Origin of the sequence: Actinokineospora sp. PR83, from assembly GCF_021056305.1 — a bacterium.
Taxonomy (GTDB): domain Bacteria; phylum Actinomycetota; class Actinomycetes; order Mycobacteriales; family Pseudonocardiaceae; genus Actinokineospora; species Actinokineospora spheciospongiae.
The window spans coordinates 39,200-65,631 of record NZ_JAJCXD010000035.1; the positions used below are offsets into that span (position 1 = coordinate 39,200).

At 73.7% G+C, this 26,432-nt stretch carries 27 protein-coding genes, 1 pseudogene and 1 riboswitch; of the genes and pseudogenes, 19 read left to right on the forward strand and 9 right to left on the reverse strand.

Translation table 11 applies throughout. From position 1 onward, the window contains the following. The first annotated feature begins 5 nt into the window (after nucleotides 1-5). A riboswitch (cobalamin riboswitch) is annotated at nucleotides 6-150 on the forward strand. 195 nt (nucleotides 151-345) lie between these two features. Genes L6E12_RS11845 through L6E12_RS11855 form a run of 3 tightly spaced genes read left to right on the forward strand, consistent with a single transcriptional unit; the run spans nucleotide 346 to nucleotide 3,043 of the window. Beyond that, a complete protein-coding gene (locus L6E12_RS11845; protein ID WP_236227942.1) occupies nucleotides 346-1,227 on the forward strand; it encodes an ABC transporter substrate-binding protein in 882 nt (293 codons plus the stop codon). Continuing rightward, nucleotides 1,224-2,252, forward strand: coding sequence for an iron ABC transporter permease (locus L6E12_RS11850; protein ID WP_236227943.1), 1,029 nt, complete (start codon nucleotides 1,224-1,226; stop codon nucleotides 2,250-2,252). Before L6E12_RS11845 ends, L6E12_RS11850 begins: the two co-directional genes overlap by 4 nt. Next, entirely contained in the window at nucleotides 2,249-3,043 is a 795-nt protein-coding gene (locus L6E12_RS11855; RefSeq protein WP_236227944.1) for an ABC transporter ATP-binding protein, read from the forward strand. The genes L6E12_RS11850 and L6E12_RS11855 overlap by 4 nt, the downstream gene beginning before the upstream one ends. A gap of 41 nt (nucleotides 3,044-3,084) precedes the next feature. On the opposite strand, the gene L6E12_RS11860 is transcribed toward L6E12_RS11855, so the two are convergent. Beyond that, the gene (locus tag L6E12_RS11860; protein WP_236227945.1) at nucleotides 3,085-3,240 is read right to left on the reverse strand and encodes a hypothetical protein; all 156 of its coding nucleotides are present in this window, start codon (nucleotides 3,238-3,240) and stop codon (nucleotides 3,085-3,087) included. Nucleotides 3,241-3,435: 195 nt separating this feature from the next. Between L6E12_RS11860 and L6E12_RS11865 the strand changes: the two genes are divergently transcribed. Next, nucleotides 3,436-3,984 carry a DUF998 domain-containing protein gene (locus L6E12_RS11865; protein WP_236227946.1) on the forward strand — a complete coding sequence of 183 codons (549 nt, stop codon included), beginning with the start codon at nucleotides 3,436-3,438 and terminating at the stop codon, nucleotides 3,982-3,984. Between the two features lie 99 nt (nucleotides 3,985-4,083). Here the strand turns inward: L6E12_RS11865 and L6E12_RS11870 are convergent, their stop codons facing one another. Then, nucleotides 4,084-5,442, reverse strand: a complete 1,359-nt coding sequence (locus L6E12_RS11870; protein WP_236227947.1) for a hypothetical protein — start codon at nucleotides 5,440-5,442, stop codon at nucleotides 4,084-4,086. 453 nt (nucleotides 5,443-5,895) lie between these two features. Next, the gene (locus L6E12_RS11875) at nucleotides 5,896-7,221 is read right to left on the reverse strand and encodes a hypothetical protein (RefSeq protein WP_236227948.1); all 1,326 of its coding nucleotides are present in this window, start codon (nucleotides 7,219-7,221) and stop codon (nucleotides 5,896-5,898) included. A 101-nt stretch (nucleotides 7,222-7,322) separates the two neighbouring features. Here L6E12_RS11875 and L6E12_RS35080 point away from each other — a divergent pair, with 101 nt between their 5' ends. Together L6E12_RS35080 and L6E12_RS35085 are read left to right on the forward strand one after the other, a co-directional pair. After that, nucleotides 7,323-8,150: an acetylxylan esterase gene (locus L6E12_RS35080; protein ID WP_304523872.1), complete on the forward strand. Its 828-nt coding sequence runs from the start codon at nucleotides 7,323-7,325 to the stop codon at nucleotides 8,148-8,150. A gap of 49 nt (nucleotides 8,151-8,199) precedes the next feature. Further along, on the forward strand, nucleotides 8,200-8,805 hold the full coding sequence (locus L6E12_RS35085; RefSeq protein WP_308074717.1) for a TetR/AcrR family transcriptional regulator: 606 nt from the start codon (nucleotides 8,200-8,202) through the stop codon (nucleotides 8,803-8,805). Nucleotides 8,806-8,843: 38 nt separating this feature from the next. Here the strand turns inward: L6E12_RS35085 and L6E12_RS11895 are convergent, their stop codons facing one another. After that, nucleotides 8,844-9,134: a barstar family protein gene (locus tag L6E12_RS11895; RefSeq protein ID WP_236227949.1), complete on the reverse strand. Its 291-nt coding sequence runs from the start codon at nucleotides 9,132-9,134 to the stop codon at nucleotides 8,844-8,846. A 96-nt stretch (nucleotides 9,135-9,230) separates the two neighbouring features. Here L6E12_RS11895 and L6E12_RS11900 point away from each other — a divergent pair, with 96 nt between their 5' ends. The 4 genes from L6E12_RS11900 to L6E12_RS11915 all read left to right on the forward strand — a co-directional run bounded on the left by L6E12_RS11900 (nucleotide 9,231) and on the right by L6E12_RS11915 (nucleotide 11,932). Then, on the forward strand, nucleotides 9,231-9,416 hold the full coding sequence (locus tag L6E12_RS11900) for a PspC domain-containing protein (protein WP_236227950.1): 186 nt from the start codon (nucleotides 9,231-9,233) through the stop codon (nucleotides 9,414-9,416). Nucleotides 9,417-9,920: 504 nt separating this feature from the next. Further along, nucleotides 9,921-10,277, forward strand: a complete 357-nt coding sequence (locus tag L6E12_RS11905) for a hypothetical protein (RefSeq protein ID WP_236227951.1) — start codon at nucleotides 9,921-9,923, stop codon at nucleotides 10,275-10,277. Nucleotides 10,278-10,458: 181 nt separating this feature from the next. Beyond that, complete coding sequence (locus L6E12_RS11910) at nucleotides 10,459-11,289, forward strand: SAM-dependent methyltransferase (RefSeq protein ID WP_236227952.1); 831 nt, start codon at nucleotides 10,459-10,461, stop codon at nucleotides 11,287-11,289. A 421-nt stretch (nucleotides 11,290-11,710) separates the two neighbouring features. Beyond that, complete coding sequence (locus tag L6E12_RS11915) at nucleotides 11,711-11,932, forward strand: three-helix bundle dimerization domain-containing protein (RefSeq protein ID WP_236227953.1); 222 nt, start codon at nucleotides 11,711-11,713, stop codon at nucleotides 11,930-11,932. 69 nt (nucleotides 11,933-12,001) lie between these two features. On the opposite strand, the gene surE is transcribed toward L6E12_RS11915, so the two are convergent. Then, a complete protein-coding gene (gene surE / locus L6E12_RS11920) occupies nucleotides 12,002-12,769 on the reverse strand; it encodes a 5'/3'-nucleotidase SurE (protein WP_236227954.1) in 768 nt (255 codons plus the stop codon). A 10-nt stretch (nucleotides 12,770-12,779) separates the two neighbouring features. Continuing rightward, a complete protein-coding gene (locus tag L6E12_RS11925) occupies nucleotides 12,780-13,709 on the reverse strand; it encodes a PfkB family carbohydrate kinase (RefSeq protein ID WP_236227955.1) in 930 nt (309 codons plus the stop codon). 95 nt (nucleotides 13,710-13,804) lie between these two features. On the opposite strand from L6E12_RS11925, the gene L6E12_RS11930 reads away from it, so the two are divergent. Continuing rightward, nucleotides 13,805-15,004, forward strand: coding sequence for an amidohydrolase (locus tag L6E12_RS11930; RefSeq protein ID WP_236227956.1), 1,200 nt, complete (start codon nucleotides 13,805-13,807; stop codon nucleotides 15,002-15,004). A gap of 8 nt (nucleotides 15,005-15,012) precedes the next feature. On the opposite strand, the gene L6E12_RS11935 is transcribed toward L6E12_RS11930, so the two are convergent. Continuing rightward, a complete protein-coding gene (locus L6E12_RS11935) occupies nucleotides 15,013-16,170 on the reverse strand; it encodes a CdaR family transcriptional regulator (RefSeq protein WP_236227957.1) in 1,158 nt (385 codons plus the stop codon). Between the two features lie 108 nt (nucleotides 16,171-16,278). Between L6E12_RS11935 and L6E12_RS11940 the strand changes: the two genes are divergently transcribed. The 4 genes and pseudogenes from L6E12_RS11940 (at nucleotide 16,279) to L6E12_RS11955 (ending at nucleotide 19,601) form a co-directional block, all read left to right on the forward strand. Then, on the forward strand, nucleotides 16,279-17,367 hold the full coding sequence (locus L6E12_RS11940) for a ferredoxin reductase (RefSeq protein WP_236227958.1): 1,089 nt from the start codon (nucleotides 16,279-16,281) through the stop codon (nucleotides 17,365-17,367). 28 nt (nucleotides 17,368-17,395) lie between these two features. Further along, nucleotides 17,396-18,589: an acyl-CoA desaturase gene (locus L6E12_RS11945; RefSeq protein ID WP_236227959.1), complete on the forward strand. Its 1,194-nt coding sequence runs from the start codon at nucleotides 17,396-17,398 to the stop codon at nucleotides 18,587-18,589. Nucleotides 18,590-18,916: 327 nt separating this feature from the next. Further along, nucleotides 18,917-18,997: pseudogene (locus L6E12_RS11950) on the forward strand (polysaccharide lyase family 7 protein); the annotation flags it as partial. A 190-nt stretch (nucleotides 18,998-19,187) separates the two neighbouring features. Beyond that, entirely contained in the window at nucleotides 19,188-19,601 is a 414-nt protein-coding gene (locus tag L6E12_RS11955; protein WP_236227960.1) for a nuclear transport factor 2 family protein, read from the forward strand. Nucleotides 19,602-19,667: 66 nt separating this feature from the next. On the opposite strand, the gene L6E12_RS11960 is transcribed toward L6E12_RS11955, so the two are convergent. Together L6E12_RS11960 and L6E12_RS11965 are read right to left on the reverse strand one after the other, a co-directional pair. Then, nucleotides 19,668-22,391, reverse strand: a complete 2,724-nt coding sequence (locus tag L6E12_RS11960; RefSeq protein ID WP_236227961.1) for a PKD domain-containing protein — start codon at nucleotides 22,389-22,391, stop codon at nucleotides 19,668-19,670. Between the two features lie 216 nt (nucleotides 22,392-22,607). Further along, nucleotides 22,608-23,987 carry a fibronectin type III domain-containing protein gene (locus L6E12_RS11965; protein ID WP_236227962.1) on the reverse strand — a complete coding sequence of 460 codons (1,380 nt, stop codon included), beginning with the start codon at nucleotides 23,985-23,987 and terminating at the stop codon, nucleotides 22,608-22,610. A 268-nt stretch (nucleotides 23,988-24,255) separates the two neighbouring features. Here L6E12_RS11965 and L6E12_RS11970 point away from each other — a divergent pair, with 268 nt between their 5' ends. The 4 genes from L6E12_RS11970 (at nucleotide 24,256) to L6E12_RS11985 (ending at nucleotide 26,412) form a co-directional block, all read left to right on the forward strand. Beyond that, on the forward strand, nucleotides 24,256-25,152 hold the full coding sequence (locus L6E12_RS11970; RefSeq protein ID WP_236227963.1) for a hypothetical protein: 897 nt from the start codon (nucleotides 24,256-24,258) through the stop codon (nucleotides 25,150-25,152). 257 nt (nucleotides 25,153-25,409) lie between these two features. Further along, complete coding sequence (locus L6E12_RS11975; RefSeq protein WP_236227964.1) at nucleotides 25,410-25,751, forward strand: helix-turn-helix transcriptional regulator; 342 nt, start codon at nucleotides 25,410-25,412, stop codon at nucleotides 25,749-25,751. After that, entirely contained in the window at nucleotides 25,748-26,218 is a 471-nt protein-coding gene (locus L6E12_RS11980; protein ID WP_236227965.1) for an SRPBCC domain-containing protein, read from the forward strand. Before L6E12_RS11975 ends, L6E12_RS11980 begins: the two co-directional genes overlap by 4 nt. Next, nucleotides 26,215-26,412: a hypothetical protein gene (locus L6E12_RS11985; protein WP_236227966.1), complete on the forward strand. Its 198-nt coding sequence runs from the start codon at nucleotides 26,215-26,217 to the stop codon at nucleotides 26,410-26,412. The genes L6E12_RS11980 and L6E12_RS11985 overlap by 4 nt, the downstream gene beginning before the upstream one ends. Nucleotides 26,413-26,432: the final 20 nt, after the last annotated feature.

Genomic DNA, 26,432 nt, shown 5'->3' on the forward strand with positions numbered 1-26,432 from the left:
GGCTGTGTTAGCTTTCGCGGGCCAGCCGAGGCCGCGGAAGCGGGTTCGGGCGGGGGAACTCCGGTGCAAGACCGGGACTGACGCGCAGCGGTGAGGGACGGCTTCCGAGCGTTCCGAGTCCGATTACCCACTGGCACCCACTCCGGCTGACGGCCGGGGTGGGCGACCGTCCGGTTGGGCTCGCGTGGGGCCCTTGAGGGTGAAGGATTCGGCGTGCGCGGAGCGTGGCGGTTTCGGGTTCTGGTGGGTGTCGCGGTCTTGGCGGTCGCCGGGTGCGGTGGGGGCGGGGCGGACACCGCGGCGGGTCGGGGCACGGGGGTGGACAACTGCGGGCGGACTGTCCGGGTGGGCGAGCCGCCGAAGCGGGCGGTGGCGCTGAACCAGGGCAGTGCGGAGATCATGCTGGCGCTGGGGCTGGCCGACCGGATGGTGGGCACCGCGACCTGGACCGACCCGGTTCTGCCGGAACTGGCCGAGGCGAACGCGAAGGTGCCGCGGCTGGCGGACAACGCGCCGTCGTTCGAGCGGGTCCTGGCGGTCGAGCCGGACTTCGTCGCCGCCTCGTTCGAATCCGTGCTCGGGACCGGTGGGGTGGCGACCCGGGAGCGGTTCGAGGAACTGGGCGTGACCACCTACCTGTCCCCCACCGACTGCGGCACCAAGGACAACAGCGGCGACGGGGACGGGGTGCGGTCCACGGCGCTGACCATGGACGACGTGTTCCGCGAGATCCGGGAGTTGGCGGAGCTGTTCGACGTCACTGAGCGCGGGGAGCAGGTCGTGGCAGGGCTGCGCGAGCGGCTCGACACCGCGACCAGGGGGCTCGACGCGTCGCGGGTCAGCATCCTGTACTGGTTCGCCAACGCCGAATCGCCCTACCTGGCCGGGTGCTGCGGGGCACCGGGGGTGATCACCGGGGCGCTGGGGGCGAAGAACGTCTTCGACGACACCCGCGCGGAGTGGCCGCAGGTCAACTGGGAGACAGTGGCCGAGCGCGACCCGGCGGTGCTGGTGATCGGCGACCTGACCCGCAAGTCGCAGACCGCGGAGACCGCCGCGGCGAAGATCGCGTTCCTGGAGTCCAACCCGGTCACCTCGCGGATGCGGGCGGTGCAGGGCAAGCGGTACGTGGCGCTGAGCGGGCAGGCGCTCAACCCGACCATGCGCACCGTCGAGGGCGTGGAGAAGGTCGCGGCGGCGCTGCGGGGCTTCGGGCCGCTCGGGTGACCGCGGCGCCCACGCGCGCCCGGACCGGCCTGCGGTACGCCGCTGGTCTGGTGCTGCTGGTCGCCTCGACGGCGGTGGTGATCACCATCGGCCCGGCCGACATCGGGGTGGGTGAGGTCTGGCGCACCGTCCTGGCCCACCTCGGCGGTGGGGAGCGGGTGCTCTCGCCGATCCGCGACGGCATCATCTGGCACCTGCGGCTGCCCAGGACGCTGCTGGCCGCCGTCTGCGGGGCCGGGCTCGCGGTGTGCGGGGTCGTGCTCCAGTCGCTGCTGCGCAACCCGCTCGCCGACCCGTTCGTGCTCGGCGTGTCCTCCGGGGCATCGACCGGTGCGGTGGTGGTCGTCGTCCTCGGGGTGGGCGGCGGCGCGGTGTCGCTGTCGGCGGGGGCGTTCCTGGGCGCGGTCCTGGCGTTCACCCTGGTGCTGGTGCTGAGTCGGCTGCTGGGCGGGCAGTTGGACCGGGTGGTGCTCTGCGGGGTGGCGGCGATGCAGCTGTTCTCCGCGCTCACCTCGTTCATCGTGCTCACCTCCGCCGATGCCGAGACGACCAGGGGCGTGCTGTTCTGGCTGCTCGGGTCGCTGTCGAGCGCGACGTGGACCGAGGTCGGCGTCTGCGCGGCCGTGCTGGTGGTGGCGCTGGTGGTGTGCCTGGGCCACGGCCGCACCCTGGACGCGTTCGCCTTCGGCGAGGACGCCGCGGCGTCGCTGGGCATCCGGGTGGCCCGGGTGCGGGTGGTGCTGCTGTGCGCGACGGCCCTGCTCACGGCGGTGCTGGTGAGTTCGTCGGGGGCGATCGGGTTCGTCGGGCTGGTGCTGCCGCACGCCGCGCGGGCGCTGGCCGGGGCCGGGCACGCCCGCCTGCTGCCCACCTCGGCGCTGGGCGGGGCGATCTTCCTGGTGTGGGTGGACACCGCCGCCCGGTCCGCGCTCGACCCGCAGGAGATCCCCGTCGGCGTGCTCACCTCGCTGATCGGCGTCCCGGCCTTCGTGGTCATCCTCTACCGCACCAGGAGCAGGCGATGACCCTCGCCGCGGACCGCGTCGTGCGCACCGCCGGTGGCCACCTCGTGCTCGACGGGGTCACCGTGGACTGCCGGGCGGGGGCCACCATCGGCCTGCTCGGCCCGAACGGCGCCGGGAAGTCGACCCTGCTGCGGGTGCTGGCGGGGTTGCTGCCCACGGGCGGCGGCGTGGTCACCCTCGACGGCGCCCCCTTGGCCGACCTGCCGCGGCACGTGGTCGCGCGCAGGCTGGCCGTGGTCGAGCAGCAGGTCGACACGCAGGTGGACCTCAGCGTGCTCGACGTGGTGCGGCTCGGCCGCATCCCGCACCGGCGCGCGTGGGAGGGCGAGTCCGCGGCGGACACCGCGGCGGTGCGCTCGGCGCTGGCGGCCACCGGCCTCACCGACCGCGGCGGGCAGTCCTGGCACACGCTCTCCGGCGGCGAGCGGCAGCGGGTCCAGCTCGCCAGGGCGCTGGCCCAGGAGCCCCGCGAGCTGCTGCTGGACGAGCCGACCAACCACCTCGACATCGCCCACCAGCTCGACCTGCTGCACCTGGTCACCACGCTGCCGGTGACAACAGTGGTGGCCCTGCACGACCTGAACCTGGCGGCGATGTTCTGCGACCACGTGGTGGTCCTGCGGGCGGGGCGGGTCGTGGCGGCGGGGACGCCGGTCGACGTGCTCACCGAGGACCTGATCGCGGACGTCTACGGCGTCCGCGCGGTGGTCTCCACCGAGGACGGGCAGTTGCACGTCCGCTTCCGCCGCGCCACGGCGGAGTTGATGCGGGGAACGCCCTCTGCCGGCTGAGGCAACCGCCAGCGCAGGGCTTGTGCGCTCCGCGTTGGGGGCTACTTCCGTGAACGGTCCTGCCCCTGTCTCGGGACCGTCACCCAGAACGCGCGGCACTGCGTGCAGGGCAGGTCGCCTTCCAGCACGCGGCTGCGCGTGGGCAGCAACAACCGCACCTCCGGCGGCGCACTGGTCTCGGTGACGTCGGTGGCCACGCACCCGACTCCGGTGGCCCGCAGGTCAAGACGGTCGGCGGCGCGTGGCAGCCAGTCGGGGCCACCAGCCGCTCCGGTGACGGGTCCACCTGGCAGCTTCCGGGGCTCGTCATGTGCGGCCCTCTTCGGACAAGGGAGGTCGACCGGGGGTTGTCCCGCACGGCCGCCGCCGGGGTTCCGCGAGAGCATGGGCGGATGACCGTGCGCAGGTGGGCTGTCCTGTCGTCCTCGCTCGCCCCGGTGGCGCTGATCGGGGGCTGGACCGCGGCCGCCGCCGCGCACCCCGACTTCGACCAGGTGCGCGACACGATCAGCGCGCTGGCCGCGGTGGACGCGCCGAACCGGTGGATCATGACCACCGGGCTCGCGGTGGTCGGCGCCTGCCACGTGGTGACCGCCGCCGGGCTGACCGGCGCCCGCCCGGCGGGGCGGGTGCTGCTGGCGGTGGCCGGGGTGGCCAGCGCCGCGGTCGCCGCGCTCCCCCAGCCCGCGGCGGGGCACCAGGTCGCGGCCGCCGTCGCGTTCGGCGCGCTGTCGATCTGGCCCGCGGCCGCCGCCGCACCGGGGGCCCGGTCCGCGTGGGCGGCGACGGCGGTGTTCCTGGTCTGCCTGGCCGGGTTCGGGCTGTCGCTGCGCGCCGATCACCTGGTCGGGCTCGCCGAACGGGTGCTCGCGGGCGCCCAGGTCTTCTGGCCCGCCGTCGCCGTGTTGGCCCACCGCCGCACCGGGACCGGTGCAAGATAATCCACAGTGGACGAAACCGGGTGTCCACGGCCCGCCTTCTCGCCGCTGTGGGTGAAAGCGGTCACGCCGTGGCCGCGTTCCACCCGGAGGTCCTGCCGGTCACGCGCCCGCACGCGCCGCCGGGCCGGTGGCCACCCTGGTCCACAGCGCCCGCGCCGCCGGGACGGACAGGTGGGCGCGGAGGTGGGTGCGCAGCGCGTCGAAGGCGGCGTCGGCGCGGGCGGAGGTCAGGGCGGGGTGGTCGTCGAGGAACCGGCCCCAGGCGCGGCACGCGTCCTCGACCTGGCCCTCGGCCAGGTGCAGTTCGCCGAGCCGGGCCAGGGTGAGCGCCCGGGCGCGGCGCTCGGGGGTCGGCCGGTGCCGCAACGACGCCCGCAGGGCGTTGATCGCCGCGGGCCGGTCGGCCGCGCAGGCGGCCACCTCCGCCCGGTGCTGGGCGAGCACCGCCCAGTGGTGACCGCGGGTGCCCGGGAGCAGGAGGTCCGACAGCGGGGCGTCCGGGTCGTCGTCCGGCTCGGTGTCGCGTTCCAGTGCCCGGTGGGCCGCGGTGAGGTGGCGGGCGGCGCGCTGCCCCCGGTCGGCGGCGGCGGCCGACGCGGCGAGTTCGCCGTGCAGGGACGCCGCGAGGCGCGGGTGGGCGTTGTCCCCGGCGGTGCGCACGGCGGCCTCGGCGAGTCGGTCGGCGTGGTGGGCGTGGCCGAGCAGCCGGGCCTGTTCGGCGAGGCCGCGCAGCGCCACGGCGTGGGCGGGGGCGTTCCCGGCTTCGGCGCTGAGCCGCAGGGCGGCCAGGTAGTGGCGTTGGGCGCAGGCGTTGGCCCGGTCGTCGACGGCCATCGCCCCGCACAGGGTGGCCAGCCCGGCCGCGGTGGACAGCAGGTCCAGCCGCACCGCCGGGGCCGCGTCCGCGCGCAGCCAGGGGGCCACGGTGGCGCTGAGGTAGGAGGCGAGGGTGTGCCGGGAGTGGCCGCCGCCGAAGGCGGTGTCCGCGTCGGCGAACAGGCGGGCCATCAGCCTGGCCGCCGCGACCTCCCCCGCCCCGACCCGGGGGCCGGTGCGCGGGTCGGCCGCCGGGTGCTCGACCGGGTGCGCGGTCCACGGCGGCACGGCGAGCGCGGCCACGCTGTAGGCGCCCACGCCCGCGTCGAACAGCGCGCCCACGGGCACGACCTGCCACCAGTGCGGTGAGCGGGCGCCGGTCTCCGCGGCGACGAGTCCCGCCTCCTGCGCGGTGACGTGGCGACCGGCCCGGCGGGACAGCACCTCGGCGACCAGGTCGGGCACCGGTGGCCGGGGACGCATCCCGGCCAGCCACCGCGACACCGCGTCCCGCCGGTAGCGCAGCCGCAGCCCGGTCTCGCGGCCCGCGGTGTTGACGGCCCGCGCCAGTGCTTCGCCGGTCCAGCCGCTCTCGGCCATCAGGGCGCGCAGCCTGCCGTTGGGGTGGTGTCCAGACGTCATGCCATCTCCACATCGGGTCCACAGTGGAGTTCGGGTTCGCCTTGCTCCACAAGCGAGTGACCCTCATCGTGCGGCACGCCCACCCGCGATGGCTAGCGCCGGAAGGGGTTGCACCGCGCGGGCCGCGTCACCCGGTTGCCGAGCACCGACCACTGTGCGCACGAGCGGGGCTCACGATCAGGTGAACGGGGTGCCCGTGTTCTCCACTCCCGGCAGCACCTCGCCGTAGACCTCCAGGTCGACGGCGACCGACACGATGGCGTGCCGGGTGGGGTGGCGCAGTCGCGCCAGACCCGCTGCGCCGGGCCGGGCAGCCAGCGGCGTGCCCGGGTCCGCGCACGTCGTCCGTTGCCCCCGGCACCGCCGGGTGACCGGGTAAACCGTCTGCGGAACGGCCGGAACAGCGGCGACGAGGGCGAAGATGTTGCACGCCCTCCCCGGCGGTGGGGCCGCTCAGCCCGACGGGCGGCGCGACCGGGCGATGGCGATGGCCAGGCGTGCCGCCGCGACCGCCTTCGCCACCACGCCACCGGGCCGGACCTGCCCGAAGTCCGCCGAGGCGGTGTCGTCCAGGCGGGCCAAGACGCGGCGGAAGCTGTCGACCTGCCGGTGCAGCAGGTCGGTGTCGACGTGGTCGCCGGGCCGGGTCGACAGCAGGTCGATCGGGGAGCTGACCAGCGAGATGGCGGGTATGCCGTGGTGCAGCAGGGGTTCGCCCTCGCCGAAGTGGATCAGCGGGCTCGGCCTGGACACCCGGGTGCCGGGCCACTCGGCGGCGGCGAGGTCGCGCAGTCGCGGGGTGGTGGCGTAGAGGAGTTCGGGGGCGCGGGCACCCAGGTGTTCCACACCCAGGCCCGCGACCGCGCGCCGCGGCCCCGACCAGAGGTCCGGGTGGTCGCGCAGCCACCGGGTGGCCGCCTGACCGGACCGGGTCACCGCCGGGATGCGCAGGTGGCCCGCGACAAACGCGAACACGACCGTGCGCCGGGGCGGGGTGGTCACCGCGTCGCGGGCGAGGGCCAGCAGCCCGATGTGGCCGTTCTCCTCCACGACGTTGGTCCCGTCGGTGTGGGTCACGACCAGGACCGTCTCCTCGGGGTGTTCCGAGCCCTCGACGGCTGTCCACAGCGTGCGCATGGACGCCTTCGGGGTCAGGGTGGCGGGCACGTCCAGGTCTCCGGGCTTCCCCCGCGCGGCGGCGTCGAGCACCGCGTCGGCCGCCTCGCCCGCGACGAACGCGGCGGGGATGTCCTGGTACGGCAGGGTGAACGGCACGTACTGGCCGCGCGCGTCCTCGGCGGCGAGCCCGCGCCAGGCGAAGACCACGCCGCGCACCCCCGCCCGCCGGGCGCGGTGCAACCCGAGTCCCGCGATCGTGGCCGGGATGAGCGGGTGCGCCAGGGGTTCCCACGGCTGCTGCGACCCCCACACCCGGACGATCTCGGCCAGCGGCAGCTCCCGGTTGCGCACCTCGACGACCGCGATCCCGCCCCGGGCCCTCGACCACCGGGGCACCGGCCCGCGCAGCCGGACCAGGGGCCCGGTCACCCGCCCGGTGCCCGAGTAGGGGAACACGGAGGCCACCTCGACCGGCTCCCCGCCCACCGACAGCCCGGCCGCGGCGGTGAGGTCCCACCGGGTGAACCGGTGCCGGTCCTCGGACACCGGCAGCCCGAGCGCCCGGACCTGCTCGGCGACGCGGTCGACCAGCCGGTGGTGCTGCGGGGAGCCGGTCAGCCGGGGGCCGAGGTCGCGGAGGAAGTCCAGTTCGGCGTCCACCCAATCGTGGTCCAGCGGTAGCACGTGCCCTCCCGATCCGGTTGACACCCTGACGGGTCGCTGTCACGATACCCTAACAGTCGTTAGGGGAGGGTTCACCGATGAAACTCCGCCGTCCACTGGTGGCCGCGCTCGCGGTCACCGCAACGCTCGTCTTCGTCACCCCGAGCGGGGAGGCCGCCCAGGTGGCGCCTGCCGCCGCCGCTGCCACCACGGACTGGGCAGCGCCCGGCCCGTACGCCGTGAGCGTCGAGGTGAGGCCGAACAGCACCTACTACCGACCGTCCCGGCTCGACGGCAAGCACCCGGTCATCATCTGGGGCAACGGCACCGGCGCCGTTCCCGAGGTCTACAGCGGACTGCTGCGCCACCTGGCCTCGCACGGGTTCATCGTCGCCGCCGCCAACACCAAGCAGTCCAACAGCGGCCAGGAGATGCTGGTGGGCGCCGCGTGGCTGAAGTGGGAGAACAGCAGGCCCGGCAGCCCGTACTACCAGAAGGTCGACGTCGAGCACGTGGGCGCGATCGGGCACTCCCAGGGTGGGGCGGGCGCGATCAACGCGGGCGCCAACCCGGTGGTCGACGCCACGCTCGCGCTGGAACCGGGTCCGCTGGCCAACCCGGGGGCACTGCGCGGCCCCGTGCTGTTCCTGGCCGGGGAGAACGACAAGATCGTCAACCCGGACCTGCTGGTGAAGCCGCTGTACGCGCGGGCGACGCAGGTCCCCGCCTGGTACGCCGAACTCGGCGGGGCCAACCACTTCACCCCCGTCCCGGACGGCGGCGGGTTCCGCGGCACCATCACCGCGTGGTTCCGGTACAACTTGTCGGGTGACCAACAAGCGGCAGCCGAGTTCACCGGTGCTTGCGGCATCTGCACCGACCCGGCGTACGTCGACGTCCGACGGAACTCGCGGGCAGGCGGCTGACCCGCCGCCGCCCGCCCGCGACTTCACCGCGCTGACCAGGGTCCGCGCGGTGGAGCCGCGCCTGCCCCCCGGCAACGGGACGGGCACCGAGCTGCGCATCCTGCTGGAGTCGCTGCGGCTGTTCGCCCACCAGGGCTACCCCGGCACCAGCACCCGCCAGATCGCCGCCGCCGTCGGGATCAAGGCCCCCAGCCTCTACGAGCACTTCCCGTCCAAGCAGCACATCCTGGAGCGGCTGGTGCTCATCGGCCACCGCGACCTGCTCCAGGCGTTCGAGCGGACCCTGGCCGAGTGCCCGCCGGACCCGGTGGCCAGGGTCCGCGCCCTGGTGCGCACCCACGTCCTGAGCCACGTGACCTACCCCCTGCTCGCCATCGTCACCAACGACGAACTGCACCACCTGACCACCGAGCGCTCCGCCGAGGCGCTGGAGATGCGCAAGCGCACCGAGCAACTGGCCACCGAACCCGGTATGCGGGGCGTCCGCGACGGCCTGTTCGAAGCGACGGAGCTGATCACCACCACCGCCGCCATCTCCAGCATGGGCGTCCGGGCCCCCTACTGGTTCGTCCCCACCCCCACCCTGGGCCCGGAAGACCTGGCCGACGCCTACGCCGAACTGGCCATCAGGATGCTCCGCCCCAGGTCCACCTGACCCCCGCCCCCGGCGGGCGACCGGCATCAACGCGGCACTCATTCGGACAGCGAGAACTCCAGTTGCGGCCGCGAGAACTGCCTGTCCCGCTCAGCCGCGTCCCGGAGCAACCGGACGAGCAGCTCGAACTGCTCGTCCCCCATCCCCGCCCTGCTCAGCCCGGCGTTGATCCACACGATGTGCACCGGGCGCCCGATCGACCCCGTCAACGCGTCCCAGAACGCGTTCGGGTTCGCCCCGTAGTACGGGTGCAGGTCGAAGACGTCGGCGACGAAGTCGTGGAACGCCCGCACCGAATCGATCGATGCACCGTCAATGGTGACGTCCACTGCTCACCGCCGATTCCGAGATCCCTGCCGTGGGCGTGGTCCACCCGACCGCCGCGTCGAGATGTCGGGAATGCCCGGGAGGAGGAGGATAGTGGCATGACGACCACAGCATTGAGCAGGCCCCGCGGCAACCGCAGGATCGCGGGGGTGTGCGCCGGACTCGCCGAGCAGTGGAACATGCGCCCGGGGAAGGTCCGGCTGCTGTTCGTGGTGTCCTGCATCCTGCCCGGGCCGCAGTTCATCATCTACCTCGCCCTGTGGGCGATCATGCCCTCCCGCTAGCAGGCGACCGGGGCGAGGACACCGCCCGCGTGTCGCACCGCTCGCGGACGCCACCTGTCCGCCGGGGCGGTTCCCGAGTGTCACCCCGACCACCACGGTGCCTTCGTGCTGAACCCCCACCGGGTCAGCCTCAAAGCCGTCTGCCACCCGCAATCGCTCTGACCCCCGAGGTGCCCCCGGGCAGTGGTGATTCCGGCCCGCTGCCCAGGTTCACCGCAGCATCGCCATTGCAGCACGGTGCCCGACAATGTGGCAGTTGGTGGCCGCCCGGGCGCCGCAGGGGCTGGGGGCGCCCGCCGCGCCGGCGCTGCTGACGCTGACCCAGCGCGCGGGCCCGGAGCGGGGGGAAGGCGCTGGGCGTCTACGCGGCGGTGGAGCTGCTGACCGCATTCGTGGTGTGGGAAGGGCGGACCTCGGCGGACGCCCCGCTGTACCTGCAGCAGGTGTTGCGGCTGCCGACGGCGCAGGCGGGCCTGGCCTTCCTGCCGATGTGCGGACATCGTGGTGGTCGGCATCTTCGCCTCGACCCGGCTGCTGCGCCGGTTCGGCGTGCGGGAGGGGACCGATGTCGGGCGAGGATGCGGCGCCCCGCAGGGCCGGTCGGCCCGCGCGGCTGTCCGGGAGGCCACCGTGGCCGCCGCGGCTGCCATCGTCGAGGCCTGCGGCGCCGAGCAGCTCTCCATGCGCCGCTTGGCCAAGGACCTGGCCTCCACCCCGATGGCGCTGTACCACCACACTTCACCCGGTCCCGGCGGCGCGCGGAGGCGGGGGCGCCCACGCACCGCGATCGGGCGTCGGCCGCGCTGGACTCCGCGGCGCACCCCCGGCTGGCCTGGCTGTCCGGTCGGTGGGTGGAGCTGACGACCGGCCACAGCCACCACGAGGGCTTGGCGGCCATCGTCACCGGCCTGCTGTCCACTGGCACCACCCGCTGAGGACCTCGACCGCCTCGGTGCCCGGGCGGTGAGACCCGCCCCACGTCCCGGCTGGGGTCGGTCCACTACTGTGGGTGCCCCCCGATCGATCCCCCGCGAGGTCCCCCATGGTTGATGTGTCCCCCGAGCCAGCCCCGTCGACCGCGATCGACGAGACGGTGCCCAGTGTGGCGCGCGCCTACGACGCCGCTCTCGGGGGCAAGGACAACTACGCGGTCGACCGCGCGCTGCTCGCGCAGCTCGACGCGGCGGTGCCCGAGGTGCGCTCCATCGCCCTGACCAACCGGGCGTTCCTCATCCGGGCGGTGCGGTTCCTGTGCTACCACGCGCACATCGACCAGTTCCTCGACTGCGGGTCCGGGTTGCCGACCGCGGAGAACACCCACCAGATCGCGCAGCGGCTCAACCCGGAGGCCGAGGTCGTCTACGTCGACAACGACCCGGTGGTCCTGGCGCACGGTCGGGCGCTGCTGGAGGAGAACGACTACACCCACTTCATCGCCGCGGACATCTTCCGGCCGGAGCAGGTGCTGGAGAACGCGGTGGTGCGCTCGCGGCTCGACTTCGACCGCCCCTTGGCCCTGTTGCAGGTGGCCACGCTGCACCACCACGGCGCCGACGAGGGACTGCACCCGGCGGAGATCATGCGGCGCTACATCGATGCCCTGCCCTCGGGGTCCTACGTCGTGTTCAGCCACTTCCTCGACCCGGAGAACGAGGACAGCGCGCTCGCCCAGCGCGTGCAGGGCATCCTCAACGCGGGCATCAGCCGGGGGTACTTCCGCACCCGGGCCGAGATCGAGGAGATGCTGGTCGGCCTCGACCTGGTCGACCCGGGCATCGTCGTGGCCGACGACTGGTGGTCCGACGGCCCCCGGCTCGGGGAGCTGCCCGCCGCGGCGCGCTGCATCGTGGCCGCGGTCGGCCGCAAGCCCTGATCCCGGACCCCGGCGCTACGGCCCGGGTCTGACAGCACCCAGGCGGTGCCGCACCCACCGGGTCCGGCACCGCCCCGGCACTCCTGTCAGCCATCCCGGGGTCTTGCCTGCGCGCACGCTCCGGCTGCGCCAGGCGGCGATCACCCACGTCTACGAGGTGCGCGCGCTGGTGGAGGTCGCGGCGGCGGAGCCTGCCCGGCGCCGCGGCGCCACGGGAGGGACCGCCACGCGGAGCTGGTCGCCGCCATCGCCAGGGGTGACGCCGAGGCGGCCGGACGCACCCTGCGGGACGAGCTGGAGCGGACCCTCGCCCAGCTCCACGCCCGGTGATCGACCACCCCTCGGGACTGTTCACCCTTCGTTCACTTCCACGATGTCCCATGGACAGCCGAAGCGGGCAGGTCACCAGCAGGAGGTTCACATGAGCGCATCGCATTCCATGGACGACCTTGCCGAGCAGGTCAGCACGCAGCTCCACCAGATGGAGGCCCGCCTGGTCGACGACTACGGCTCGGCCCGCGAGGCCGACATCCACGCCGCCGTGCAGGAAGAGCACGACCGCTTCCGGGAGGCCAAGGTGACCACCTTCGTGCCCATCCTGATCGAGCGCCACGTCCGGTCCCGGCTCGGCCGGACCGCCTGACCGAAACCGGAACCGGGCCGGGCGCACCCACGGGTACGCCCGGCCCGGTCCGATCGGAGCGCCCGGGTCTCAGCCCGGGAGTTCGCCGTCCATCAGGGCGTCGTCCTCGTGGACCGAGCGCAGCGCGGTCACCGTCACGTGCCCGCGGCCGAGGAGGTCGGCGTCGGTGCCGGGTTCGAGGTCGCCGTCCACCACCACGTTGCCGACCTCGATCGTGCCGTCGTCGACCTGCGTGACCTTGCTGCGCACCCGGCCGTAGGAGGCCAGCCGGGCCCACCGGGCGGGCAGGAGGCGGTCGGCGGGCACGTCCGGCACGTTCACGTTCAGCACCGCCCCCACCTCCAGCGAGGCCAGCAGCGGCAGCAGACCGGCCACGACCGACGCGGCGGTGTCCCAGTTCGGCGGGGCGGTCGGGTCCAGCGGCACGTCCAGGGAGACGGCGAGCGCGCGGGCGCCGTTGATGGAGCCGGTCAGCGCCGCCCCCACGGTGCCGGAGTGCAGGACCGCGCGGCCGATGTTGGCGCCCCGGTTGATCCCGGACAGCACCAGGTCCGGCGGGTCGCCGAAGCCGCCGTGGCAGGCGGTGAGGGCGATCAGGCCGGGGTGCGCGGCGACCGCGTGCGCGGGCACGTCGGGGAGCCCGTCGAGGGTCCGGCGCTCGACCGCGAAGGTGCGGTCGTCCGTGGCCGCGGTGAGGCCCGCGCTGGTGCCGCTGGCCTCGGCGGCGGGCGCGGCCACCAGGGTCGTCCAGCCGAGGTCCACCGCGCACCGCGCCAGCGCCAGGAGACCGGGTGAGTCGATGCCGTCGTCGTTGGTCACGAGCACTCGGGGAGACATGTCGTAGGTGCTACCCCACCCGCGCGATCTCTACCCGTTCGACCAGCGACCGGACCGCGTCGCCGCTGCCGCTGCCCAGGCCGTGGCGGGTGATGTTGAGGGCGCCCGCCGCCGCGCCGAGCCGCAGCGCCGCCTCCAGGTCCGCGCCCTGGGCGAAGGCGGCGGCCAGTCCGGCCGTCATCGAGTCGCCGCCGCCGCGGGTGTCCACCGGGTCCAGCGCGGGGGCGGTGACGAGCAGTTCGTCGGCGGCGGTCACCGCCAGCGTGGGTTCCGCGGCCCGCGACACCACGACCAGTTCGACGCCGGAGGCCACCAGTTCGCGCGCCGCGCCGGTCAGGTCCGCGAGGTCGTCGGACTTCGCCCGGCCGTCCTCGATCAGCTCCTCGTGGCTGACCTTCACCACCGCGGGCGTGCCCTCCAGCGCCGCCGCCAGCCGCGCGCCTGCCAGGTCGACGACCACCCGGCAGCCGTTGCGCCCGAGGTCGGCCGCCAGCCGCTCGTAGACCGACACCGGGATGACCTCCTCGGTGGCGACGTCGACCGAACCGCCGAGCACGGCCACCCCGGCCGAGAGGCCCGCCACCACGGCGAGTTCGTACAGGTCGTCGACCTCGTGCCGGGTGAGCCGCCCGGGGTACTGCTCCACCAGTTCCTCGCGCTCCCCCTCGCGCCGGTCGTGGATGTAGGCGCCGTTGCGCGCGGCCACCTGCCGGGCGCGCACCTCGAGGTCGGGGCCGGTCAGCAGGTGCCCCAGCACCGAGCCGGTCTCCCCGCCCAGCGCGCAGCAGAACACCACCGGCGACCCCAGCGCGGTGATCATCCGCGCCTGCCAGTACCCCTGCCCGCCCGCGTGCAGGTGCAGGTCCGGTCTGCCGTCGAGGTCTTCCACCGTCACCGTGAGCTGCGGCGACGGCGCGAACACGCACACCTGGTTGTCCATGATCGGACTAATACCCCAAATCACCCGGAAGTAGTCGCGCCACCGGTGATCGCCCGGCGCGGTTGCCACCCGGCGCGGCGGGTATGTCGATCTCCATGACGGACACGATGACGAGCGAGGAGGCGCACCGGCTGGTCGACGCGGCCGTGCACGGGTCGGCGGAGCGGGTCTGGGGTGTCGCGTGCGCGCTGCACGCCGACCCGGAACTGGCGTTCGCCGAGCACCGCGCGGCCGAGCGGCTCGGGTCGGCGCTGGCGGACGGCGGGTTCGAGGTGGAGCGCGGGGTGGCCGGGCTGCCGACCGCGTTCGTCGGGCGGGCCGGGTCGGCCGGGCCGGCGGTGGCGCTGCTGCTGGAGTACGACGCGCTGCCGGGCCTGGGGCACGCCTGCGGGCACAACCTCATCGCCGCCGCGGGGCTGGGCGCCGCCCTGGCCGTCCGACCGCTGCTGGGCGGCATCCCCGGTCAGGTGCTCGCGGTGGGCTCACCCGCGGAGGAAGGCGGCGGCGGGAAGGTCACCGAGGTCGCGGCGGGGGTCTTCGCCGGGGTCGACGCCGCGCTGATGGTGCACCCCGGTGTGCACGACTGGACCTGGGCGCCGCTCACCGCCCAGGTCGAGGTCGAGGTGACGATCCGGGGCCGCGCCGCGCACCCCACCGGCAACCCCACCGAGGGCCGCGACGCGCTGGCCGCGCTGGTGCAGCTCTACACGACCCTGGCCGCGCTGCGCCCCCGGCTGGCCCCCGGCAGCGACATCCAGGGCATCATCACCGAGGGCGGCACCGCCACCAACATCGTCCCGGAGCGGGCCACCGCCAGGTTCGGCCTCCGCGCCCTGACCACCACCGCGCTCGACGCCCTCGTGCACCGGGTCACCGACGCCGCACACGCGCTGGCCGCCGCCACCGAGACCACCGCCGAGGTCAGCACCCCGCGCGAGCCCTACGCGCACTTCCGCCCCAACAACACCCTGGCCGAGACCTTCGCCGCCCACTTCCCCACCCCGCTGAGCCCGCCCACCCCCGGCGTGTACCTGGGTTCCTCCGACATCGGCAACGTCAGCGTGGAGTGCCCCGCCATCCACCCGTTCCTGGCCATCACCACCGCCGACCAGTCCGACCACACCCCGCACTTCGCCGCCGCGGCGGCGAGCCCGCGCGCCGAGGAGGTCCTGCGGGCGGCCACCGCCGCCTTGGCGCACACGGCGGTCGACGTCCTCACCGACCCCGCGCTCCGCGACCGGGCCTGGCAGGAGTTCCACCGCCGCCGCGCAGGCGAGACGGCCACCGCGAGCTGACCCCGGTCTCACCCCGAGCCCAGCGCGACGGTCAGTTCCAGGACCGTCCTGGGGTCGTCGAGGCGGGAGCCGTACAGCTCGCGGAGCTGCCCCATGCGGTAGCGGACGGTCTGCGGGTGCACGAACAGCTCGGCGGCGATCTCCTCGCGCCGCCCGTGGTGCAGCAGCCAGGAGCGGAGGGTCTCCTCCAGCTTGGCCCGCTGCGGGGCGCGCAGGCCGTCGAGCGGGGCGAGGACCTGGGCGCGCAGGTCGTCGAGGGCGTCGGGGTCCGAGCGCAGGACGAGGTCGGCCAGGCACTGCTCGGTGTCCAGGGTGGTCTCGGCCGTGGGGCGCAGGTCGAGCCGGGCGGCCTGCTGGGCCCGCAGGTAGGAGGCGCGCACCCCGGTCCACGGCCGGGCCGGGCCGAGGACGGCGCCCAACCCCGCGAGGCCCGCCACCAGGGAGGCGCGGAATGGGCCCTCGGCGTCGGGCACCAGGAGCACGGCCGTCCGGCCGTCGGGGAGGTCCGGGGCGCCCTCGAAGGTCTGCAGGGTGCGCGGGTCGAGGCGGGCCAGGACCCCGCGGGCGCGGGCCTCGGGGATGATCACCGCGGTCAGCGAGCGCGGCGGTTCCCAGCCCGCCCGGTCCGCCGCGACCACCAGCTCGTCCGGGCCGCTGCCGGTGAGCAGGCCGTACGCCAGGCGGTCGAGGTACTGCTGCCGGGCGCGGCCCGTGGTGGCCAGCCCGTCGGCGTGGCCCGCCACGCTGATGGCGGAGAGCTGGTCGATGTAGGCGAAGAGGAGTCCGGCGAACCGGGCCATCCCGTCGGGTGAGAGGTCGCCGGAGGTGGCGATGGTGCTCAGCTCGCGCCAGGCGATCCGCGCGCCCACGCGGTAGGCGGCCTGCAACGCGTCCATCGACCGGCCGCTGCGGGCCTCGCCGACGCCGAGTTCGTAGGCGCCGTCGAGCGAGGGCACCATGGGGGTGCTGGCCACCACTCCCCCGGCGCCCGAGGTCAGCTCCAGGAAGCCGCCGAGGGCCAGCCGCACGGCCGTCTCCAGCTTGCGACCGGTGCCGCCGGTGAAGACCTCGGTGTAGGCGGGCACCTCGACCACGATCGCCGCCACGGTGCGCTCGGCGACCGAGGGCAGCACCGACCGCATCGCCGCCGCCAAGCCCTCGGGCAAGCGGAATTGTTCCGATTCGAGTGAACTGTTCTCCGCGAACAAGAGCCACTCCTCGATTCACGTCCCGGACACAGGAACTTACACCCCCGGTGCAGTCATGCTGAGGACATGGCGACGACGCAGACCCCGGCCCCCCTCCGCGACACGCTGCGCGCCCGCGCACGCCGGTTGGCCCGGTTGGTCACCACGCCGCTGGTGCCCGGCGACTACTGGTCGATCCTGGACCCCCTGGGGTCGAGCACCGACCTGCGCGGACGCGTGGAGGCGGTGCTGCCGGAGACCGCCGACGCCGCCACCCTGGTCATCCGACCCGGCCGCGGCTGGGCGGGCCACACGGCGGGCCAGTACCTGCGCCTCGGGGTCGACGTGGACGGGGTCCGGCAGTGGCGCTCGTACTCGCTGACCTCGCCGCCGCGCCCGGACGGCACCGTGACGATCACGGTCAAGGCGCTGCCCGGCGGCACCGTGTCCCGGTTCCTGGTGCACCGCCTCCAGGCCGGGACGGTCGTGCAGCTCGACCAGGCGGCGGGCGAGTTCACCCTGCCCGCCACCCGCCCGGCGAAGGCGCTGTTCGTGACCGCGGGCAGCGGCATCACCCCGGTGATGGGGATGCTCCGCGACGGCGCCGACCAGCTCGACGACGTGGTGCTGGTGCACTCCGCGCCCCGGCCGGAGGACGTCATCTTCGGCGCCGAGCTGCGCGGCCTCGCCGCCCGCGGCGGCCTGCGGCTGGTCGAGCGGCACACCGACGTCGACGGGGTGCTCGACCCGCAGCAGTTGGCGGCGCTCGTGCCCGACCTGACCGAGCGGGAGACCTGGGCCTGCGGTCCCAACGGGATGCTCGACGCCCTCCAGGACGCCTACGACGCCGCGGGCAGCGGGGAGCGGCTGCACACCGAGCGGTTCCGCCCGGCGCTGATCGCCGTCGGCGACGGCGGCACCGTCACGTTCACCGGCTCGGCGGTCACCACCGAGGCCGACGGCGCCACCTCGCTGCTCGACACCGGCGAGTCCCGCGGCGTGCTGATGCCGTCGGGCTGCCGCATGGGCATCTGCTTCGGCTGCGTCGTCCCGCTGCGCGAGGGCTCGGTGCGCGACCTGCGCGACGGGAAGGTGACCAGCGCCGCCCCCGGCGACGGCGTCCTCGTGCAGACCTGCGTGTCCGCCGCCGCGGGTCCCTGCCAGCTCGACATCTGATCCCCACCAGCGATCCGAGGAACCCAGCATGACCACGATCCAGAAGCAGGCGAACAACCCGATCGCCCACCTGTCCGCCGAGGACATCGAGCGCATCGGCGTCGAACTCGACGCGATCCGCGAGCAGGTGATCACCAGCCGCGGCGCCGACGACGCCGCCTACATCCGCCGGGTGATCACCACCCAGCGGGTGCTGGAGATGGGTGGGCGCACCGTCCTGCTCGGCTCCCTGTTCCCGCCCGCCTGGTTCCTCGGCACCGCCGCGCTGACGGTGGCGAAGATCCTTGAGAACATGGAGATCGGCCACAACGTCCTGCACGGGCAGTGGGACTGGATGCGCGACCCGAAGATCCACTCCACCACCTGGGAGTGGGACCACGCCACCCCCGCGGAGCAGTGGAAGCACTCGCACAACCAGCTACACCACACCTACACCAACGTCCTGGGCAAGGACAACGACCTCGGCTACGGCATCATGCGCGTCGACGAGGGCCAGCGGTGGCACCCGTTCCACCTGGGGCAGCCGCTGTGGAACTTCGTCAACGCCTGCATCTTCCAGTACGGGATCGCCGCCTACGACCTGGAGCTGGGCAAGAACCTGGCGAAGTCCCGGCGCAGCGCCCCGGAGTTCCGCGCCCGCGTGAAGCAGACCCTGCGCAAGATCCGGCAGCAGGTCACCAAGGACTACGTCGTGCACCCGCTGCTGTCGGGCCCGTCGGCCGCCACGACGATCACGGCCAACCTCACCGCGAACTTCATCCGCAACCTGTGGTCGCACTCGGTGATCATGTGCGGCCACTTCCCCGAGGGCGTGGAGACCTTCGAGCGCACCAGCATCGAGGGCGAGACCCGCGGCGAGTGGTACCTGCGGCAGATGCTCGGCTCGGCCAACATCAGCGGCAGCAGGCTCATGCACATCATGACCGGCAACCTGTCCTACCAGATCGAGCACCACCTGTTCCCGGACCTGCCCAGCAACCGGTACCAGGAGATCGCCCCGAAGGTGCGGGACCTGTTCCAGCGCTACGGGCTCAGCTACACCACCGGCAGCCTCCCCCGCCAGGTCGCCTCCGCCTGGAAGAAGGTCATCCGCCTGTCCCTGCCCAACAACTTCTTCGGCCACTCCGAACCCGCCCGGCCGCGCGGGGCCGCACCGGCCCCCGTCGTCACCCGGGTGCCGAACACCCCCGAGATGGAACTGGTGTCCGCCTCCTCCCGGTGAGGCACGGGGCAGGCCGAAACCCGTTCCACACCGGCACGGCAACCGGCAGCCCCGACCCCCACCGGCGCAGCGCGATCGCCTCCTGCGTGCCCTTTCCAGCGTCAGGTCACCGGCGCAGCCGAGCCCACCATGGGTCGGCGCGGTACGTGCGGGTGGTGGGGCACGGCAACCCGGTGAACGAGTGGACCAGCACCACCGGGACCGCCGTGCTGGGTGCAGGCGGCGGGGCGGGTGCACGCACCCCGCTGACGTGCTCGACCTGCGCGACTGGTACCCCGGACTGCCGATCGGCGCCGCCGAGAGCCGCAGAACGTCTACCAGCCCGAACTGGCGACCTACTCCGCGGACCCCTGGTTCACCAGCACCGCCGACTGCCGCGGTGTCCGGTTCCGCGCGGCCGTCAACGGGGTCACGACCAGCGGATCCGGCTACCCGCGCGCCGAGCTGCGCGAGATGACCGAGGGCGGTTCGGTGTTCCGCCTGGAGGGCAGCAAGCTGTACGTGACCAAGGGCGATGACCCCCACCACAAGCTCGTCACGGACGACTACGCGCCGCAGAATCATGCGTGAGCCGCCCTCGTGCGGGTAGCCCACGTCCATGGAGGACAACCAGTTCGAGGACAACCACATCGACACCCCCCTGGTCCGGTCGTTCGTCGCGGCGCTGCGCCGATTCGAGCAGAACTCCGAACCGGCGGACCTGGTCGAGCTGTTCGCCGACGGCGCGACCGCCACCCGGCTCGACTCCCGCGGTGACCGCACCGACGTGGAGGCCTTCTGGCGGGAGTACCGGGACCAGTTCCAGGACCTGTCGACCACGTTCGTCAACGCCGTCGAGGGCTCCGGCCAGTGCGCCCTGGAGTGGACGAGCAAGGCGACGATGCCGGACGGGCGGCCGGTGGAGTACCGCGGCGTCACCGTCCTCGACCTCGACGGTGAGCGGATCGCCCGCCTGCGGACCTATTACGACTCGGCTGTGTTCGTCACCACCCCGGCGGGGGTGGGCCGGTGAGGACCGCGTGCGGGTCCCCGCAGGACCGCCCCTGGACCCGCGTCCTCCGGGGTGCCGTGCCGCGGGTCAGTCGGTGAAGTAGCCGAACACGTCGACGACCAGGTCGAGTGAGCCGTCGCTGCCGTTGTGGAACGTCTGCCGGTAACCGCCGACGACGGTCAGGTTCGGCACCGTCCGACCGGGGCCGAAGTTGACCGTCGAGGACAGCGGGCGGGGTTGGGTCGCCGGGTGGACCGTCAGGTAGCCGCCCGTCTGCGGGTTGGTGACCGTCGAGTTCGCCACGACGGCGAACGGGAGGATGGGCCCGGAGTACTCCACGGTGGCGAAGGTGCGGTCGCCGCGGGCCGGGATCGCCTGCGGGGTCCCGTCTTGGCCCAGGCCGGTGCGGGTGTCGACCCGGCGGGTCGGGGTCCACGGCACGTAGCGGCCCGCGCCTGCGGTGAAGTAGCCGGTGACGTCGACCACGACGTCGGTGGTGGCGTTGGCGAACAGGGAGACCTTCCCGTCCGCGCCCACCGGCGCGATGACCGCGTTCGACACGGTCTGGCCCGGCGCGAAGTTCAGGTTCGACGCGGCCGGGCGGGGGGTGCCCGTTGGCCACGCCGTGAGGAAGCCGCCCGCCCTCGGGTCTGCGACCGTCACGTTGAGCGCCACCGCCACGGCCCCCGCCGGGATGTCACCACCGGCCCCCACGACCGCCACCTCGCGCGCGGTGCCCGCGGTGATCGCACCGCCGCTGCCCGCTTCGCGCGAGTCGAACACGCGCGGCATGGCGGCCGGGTTCACGACCGCGAACCCGGTGCCCGCCGCGCGGGTGAAGTAGCCGTTCACGTCGGCGACCACGTCGGTCGTGCCGCCGCTGCCGTTGTAGAGCGCGACGTGGCCGTCCTCGGAGACCGGGACGACAGCCAGGTTCGGCACGGTCTGGCCCGCCTCGAAGTTCACGTTGGACACGGGGGGCCGTGCGGTGCCGTCGGCGTGGGCGGTCAGGTACCCGCCCAGGGTGGGGTTGGTGACGGTCAGGTTGAGCACCACCGCGGTCGCTCCCACCGGGACGCCCGCCCTGCCGCCGACCTTCAACCGGGTGGTGGCGAAGGGAGCCGGCTTGACGGTGTCGCGGGTGTCCAGGACGCGGGCGGGTTGCAGCGGGGTGTACTCCGAACCCGCTGTGGTGAACACGGTCTGCACCGTGCCCGTCGCCCCGCTCGCGTCGGTGATGGACGCGGTGATCGTGTACCTGCCCGCGGTGCGGTAGCGGTGCAGGTGGGTGTTGCCGATGACCCGGGTCTCGGCTTGGCCGTCGCCGAAGTCGTAGACGACCTGGGCGACGTTCCAGGAACCCGCCGAGGACTCGACCATGACCCCCGCGCCACCGTGGGCGACGGTGCGGACGGCGGGCGCGAAGGGGGTGACCGGGACAATGGTGATGGTCGAGGTGAACGTGCTCGTCAACCCGCTCGACGCGGTGGTGGTCACGGTGATGCGGTACTCGCCGACCGCGGAGTAGATGTGCCCCGGGGTGCAGTCGGTGGCCACCGTGCCGTCGCCCAGGTCGACGACGCAGCTCACCGGTGCGGACCAGGCGGACTTCCTGGTGCTGGTGACGACAACCGTCCCGCCGACCGGGGCCCGGGTGGCCGAGACCTGCGTGCTCCCGGAGACCCACTGGTCCTGACGCTCGACGGCGCCGCGGTCGTCGTGGGTGCGCGGACCGGTCCCGGTGTCGGCGACCAGCAGGTCGTCGGTGCGCTTGCCGTTGCGCAGCGCGTCGACGGTGAGCACGCCGGGGGCCGAGGAATCCGCGGAGTCGATGGCGGGTGACCCCTCCGCGGGCACGAAGGACGAGTTCCAGGCGACCGGGATCTTCGGGTCGACGTTCAGGTCGTGTGCGCCCTGGCCCGTGGCGGCAAGCAGCGCACCGGCCGTCACGTAGTCCTGCCCCGCCCAGCGGTACAGCGGTACCGCACGGGGATTCGGGGTGGCGACGATGTTGTGGTGGACCGACAGCCCGGCCGCCGCGGCCTGGTCCACCTCGACCTCGCGGGTCGGCCCGGACGGGCAGCGCGTGGAGGCCGAGGAATCGGTGGTCCACCAGACGACGTTGTTGGCCAGGGTCGATCCGGTCGCGTCGCCGGTCACGAGGGCACCGGCCCGGCACGCCTGCGACACCGTGTTCCCGATGACGGCGGTCCGCGGCGACCCGGCGACGCGGACACCCTCGCTCACGAGGGCGTGCAGGACGTTGCCCGCGACGACGTTGTCGGACCCGCCCTCGATCGCGATGCCGTTGTGGATGTTCTCGGTCATCCAGGCCCGGGTGATCGAGACGTCGGTGGAGCCCACGACGCGGACGCCCTCGGGCTGGGTGCGGTCGACGACCACGTGGGCGGCGTCCTCGACGACGACGCCGTTCGCCAGGCTGCGCAACTTGAGCTGGGTGACCCGGACGTGCTGGGCGCCGCGCACGGTGAACGCGGCGCGGTCGCCGCCGTTGATCGTGGCGCTGCCCTCGAAGACGATGGGCGCCTCCGCCGTGCCCGACCTGCTCAGCACAACCGACCCGGTGTGGGTGGAGCCCGCGGTGATGACGACCCGCTGCCCGGGTTCGACGACGTCGGCCGCCCGCTGCGGGGTGCAGAAGGGCACCGCCTGCGACCCGGGTCCGGTGTCCGAGCAGGACGAGGTGCCCGGGTGGACGTACAGCACCGCGGGGGCGGCCTGCGCCACCGGGCCGGTGATCAACCCGGCCGCCACAACGGCAGCCGACACCGCGACGCGCTTGCGCGACATGCGTTCCTCCGAGAGCCCCAGTAGCCCCCCGGAACGGGCGGCGGCGCCAGCGTAACCGGTCGCATTTCGGGACCAGAATCGAAATGCGAGGTGAATGTCCGCCGTTTTCCCCGCGATTCCGGGGGGTTGGGAACCGACGAAATGGGCCGGTTGCCGGAACCGTTGTTTCCGGCGGCGTCGCCCGGCCTCCCGGAGCCGGGCGACGCCGCCGGTGGGTCAGGCGCGCGGGGTCAGGGTCAGGCTGGCGGTGTTGCCGGAACCCGACACGAAGGCGCTGAGCAACGGGGTGGCGGAGCCGCAGCCGGTCAGCTCGGGGATGGCGAAGGTGCCGGTGAGGGTGCCGCCCGCGGCCGGGGTGAAGGCCGCCGCGGTCAGGTTGACCTCCGCGGGGCGGTGGGTGTGGCAGGTGGTGCCGGTGGTGAGGGGGAAGCCCGCGAAGGTGACCTTCGACAGGCCGATGTCGACCGCGGCGGACGCGGTGAGGGCACCGTCGGCGAGGCTGCCGGTGACCGGGCCGGTGGGGGTGAGGGTGACGTTCGCGGTGATCGGGATGACGCCCGCGATCGTGGCCTTCACGGTGGTGGGGTCGAGCGCGAGGGTGGTGGTGTGGGCCCCGGTGCCCGCCGTCAGCACGCTGTCGGCCGTGCCGGAGAGGGTGACGCCTGCACCGATCTTCTTGACCTTGGCGGTGCCGGTCGCGGTGTAGTGCAGTTCGGTGTCGGCGGAGGGGGCGGGTGCGGTGCGGATGCGCACCGGCTTGCCGCGGCTGGTGCCCGGGTAGGTGCCGATGAGGGCCTGGACGGTCACCCAGTAGTCGGTGTCGGGCTGGAGGCCGGTGAGCGTCCCGGTCAACTGCGGGCCGGTGGTGACCAGCGCGGGGGTGGCGCCCTCGTCGACGGTGACCTGGTAGCCGGAGGTGTCGCCCCAGATGGAGCCGGACTTGGTCCAGGTCAGGGTGATGCTGTCGCTGGTGACCTGGGCGTCGGTGACCGCGGAGCCGACCCACGTGTCGGACGACCCGCCCTGGAGCCCGTCCCACTGCGCCCAGCGGTCGGTGCCGCCGGTGCAGTCCACCTCCGTCCGGGGCAGCGGGCTGCCGTCGGCGCGCTTGGCGTCGATGCGCACCGCGATGTCGGCCACGTCGAAGGTCAGCGGACTGGCGGTGGTCAGGGTGTCGGGCATGTCCGGGGTGTAGGCGAGCAGGTCGGTGGCGGTGATGTCCTGCCCCGCGGTCACCGGCAGGTTCCGCGCGAGCAGCGACACCACGCCGTGCGACACGGTCGGCCCGTTGGTGATGGTGACACCGACGTCCACCGCGGCGTCGACGGTGGCGGCCCCGGCCGCGGCCAGACCCGCCGACGGCAGCGCGATGCCACCGCGCACGGGCAGCCACCCCGTCCGCGGGTAGACCCACACCATGTCCCACAGCGCCCCCGTCAGGTCGGCGTGCACGCTCCCCACGACCGGCGACCCGCAGGCCCGGTCAGCGGAGACGGCGGTCTCCGCCGCCGACGCCTGCCCCTGCACCACGACGGTCACCCCGGCGGCGACCGCCACCGCGGCGACCCCAGCCCCGATCCTGGTCACTAATCGCATGTCCCAACCTCTCCGATACCCGTGGCGAAATGATCGCAGCGCCAGAGCGTAGAGAGGTTTTCCCAAGCGACACAACAATTTCCGCGCACCAACCGGCGGGATCTGGGAACCGCGCGTCCCGCACAGCGAAATCCCGGGGCATTGTCACCACGCGCCAACCCGCGCCGTCGCGCGGCGCTTTTCGGACGCCCCCTCTCCCCGGCACCGGAATACGCGTTTCGTGCGGGTTTTGTCGAGGCGGCGGGCTCCGGGCGTCGTGGAGAGCGTGGTGAAGATCCGCGTGCCTCTGCCCGCGGCGGTCGGTCCGCACCCGGAGGCCTGCGACTGGGTGTCGTACCTGCGCCGGCGCAGCGCGGCCGGTCCGGCGGATTCGGCCGCGGCGGACCGGGTGCTCATCGCCCAGCCGGGCATCTTCGATGGCGCGGGCGCGTTCGACGGGGTGGCCCGCAACACGATCACCCAGGCGGTCGGGCAGGGCGCGCACGTCGAGTTCTGGGCGCTGGACCGGCGGTCGAACTGCCCGACCCGGCGGTGCGCAAGCGGAGGCTGTTCTGCGGCGGGCACTCCCTCGGCGGCATCATCACCGGCTACCTCGCCACCTGGGACTTCGACGGCAACCCGGCCACCACCGACGACGCGGGGTACAACCAGTGCGCCGGGTGGTTCGCGCTGGACTCACAGATCCGCCCCGGCCTGGCGGGCCTGGCCGCGGTCAACGACCCGAGCCGTTCCTGGCCGACCTCAAGGGCCTGCTCGGCCCGGACCGCAAGGCCATCCCCACCCATGCCGGGTTCCCCCTGGGCACCGGCCGACCTACACCTGGCGCAACTACGACCGGATCGACGCACCCGGTGCCCCGGTCCACAAATCCCGCGACGGCAAGCCGTTCACCACTGCCGCCCAGGAGGTCACCGACGTCCAGCAGCTCGCCCGCAGCCTGGGCGAGGCGCCGCTGGACTTCACCGAGTGGTACTTCCCGACCAAGCTCTCCGGTGACAGCGGCAAGCCGGACGCGGAGGTGACCGCCCACTCCCTGCACCCCGGGGGCATCAACGCCCGCCCGGTCCTCACCGTCAGGGCGGGTTCCGGGGTGGACTTCGGCGCGATGGACCCGAACCACTCCGCCCCGGTCGTGGCCCCGGCCACCACCACCTCGACGTCCTGACCGCCGCCGCTGAGCAGAACGGCGGCCGCGAAGAGGTGGTCTCGGTCAACCTCGCGCGGTTCGTCCTGGGGAACTGACCGCAGGCGCCGCTCCGACCACCGCTCGCGGTGGTCGGAGCGGCGCTTTCGCGTGCCGGGGCGCCCGGCTGCACCATCCGGCGCTCCACGTGGCGACCACGAGCACAACGCCCGGTGGGGTGTCGACTTCGGAACACTGTGCCCTTGCGCTAAGTTTCACGGCGATGGATACTTAGCCTCATGGCACAGTGTCTGGCTGAACTCGACGGGGTCTTCCTCGCCCTCGCGGACCCGACCCGGCGGGCGGTGATCCACCGGCTCGGGCGCGGGCCCGCGAGCGTCGGCGACCTGGCAGGCGAGGCCACGATGACGCTGCCCTCGTTCATGAAGCACCTGCGGGTGCTCGAGTCGAACGGCCTGATCCACACGGCGAAGTCCGGCCGCGTGCGCACCTGCAGGCTCAACCAGGAGCGGTTCGCGGTGGTGGAGGACTGGTTGGCGCGACAGCGGCGCCTCTGGGACGAGCGCACCGACCGGCTGGAGCAGTTCGCCACCAACCCCGAGAAGGAGAACACCGAGTGAACCCCGAACTCGACCTCGGCATCGACCGGGTCATCCGCGCGCCCCGCAAGGTCTTGTGGGACGCGTGGACCGACCCGGACAACCTGGCGCGGTGGTGGATCCCCGCCCCGACCGTGTGCCGCGTCGACCGGTTGGAGGTCCGGCCCGGCGGCGGGTTCGTCACGCGGATGAGCGACGACGGTGTCGCGTTCGCCCCGCACGTCGACGCGTGCTTCCTGGTGGTGGAGGAGTTCGAGCGGCTCGTGTTCACCAACACCGTGGACAGCCGGTGGCGGCCTGCGAACCCCGAACCGGTCGCGATGACCGCCGAGGTCGTGTTCGCCGACCACGCGGACGGCACCGACTACCGGATCGTCGTGCGCCACGGCGACCCGGCCGCCAGGGCCCTCCACGCCGAACTGGGGTTCGCCGACGGGTGGGGCAGCGTCACCGACCAGCTCGCCCGGTTCGTCGAGAGCGGGCGGTGAAGATCACCCCGGCGCGGTCCCCCACCCGCGGCGGGGTGGGCCAGGGGCCCGGTTCCCGCACCGAGGACACCAGCGGCGGCTTCACCGGGAGGGGCAAGCCGGTCCCGTTCCTCGACGGGGTGTTCGTCCGGCGCCCGTCCGAGTGGCTCGACCGCGCCGACAGCCCGTTGCTCGGGCGCCGCCCGCACCGGTGACCGCGAAGGGACACCGACCT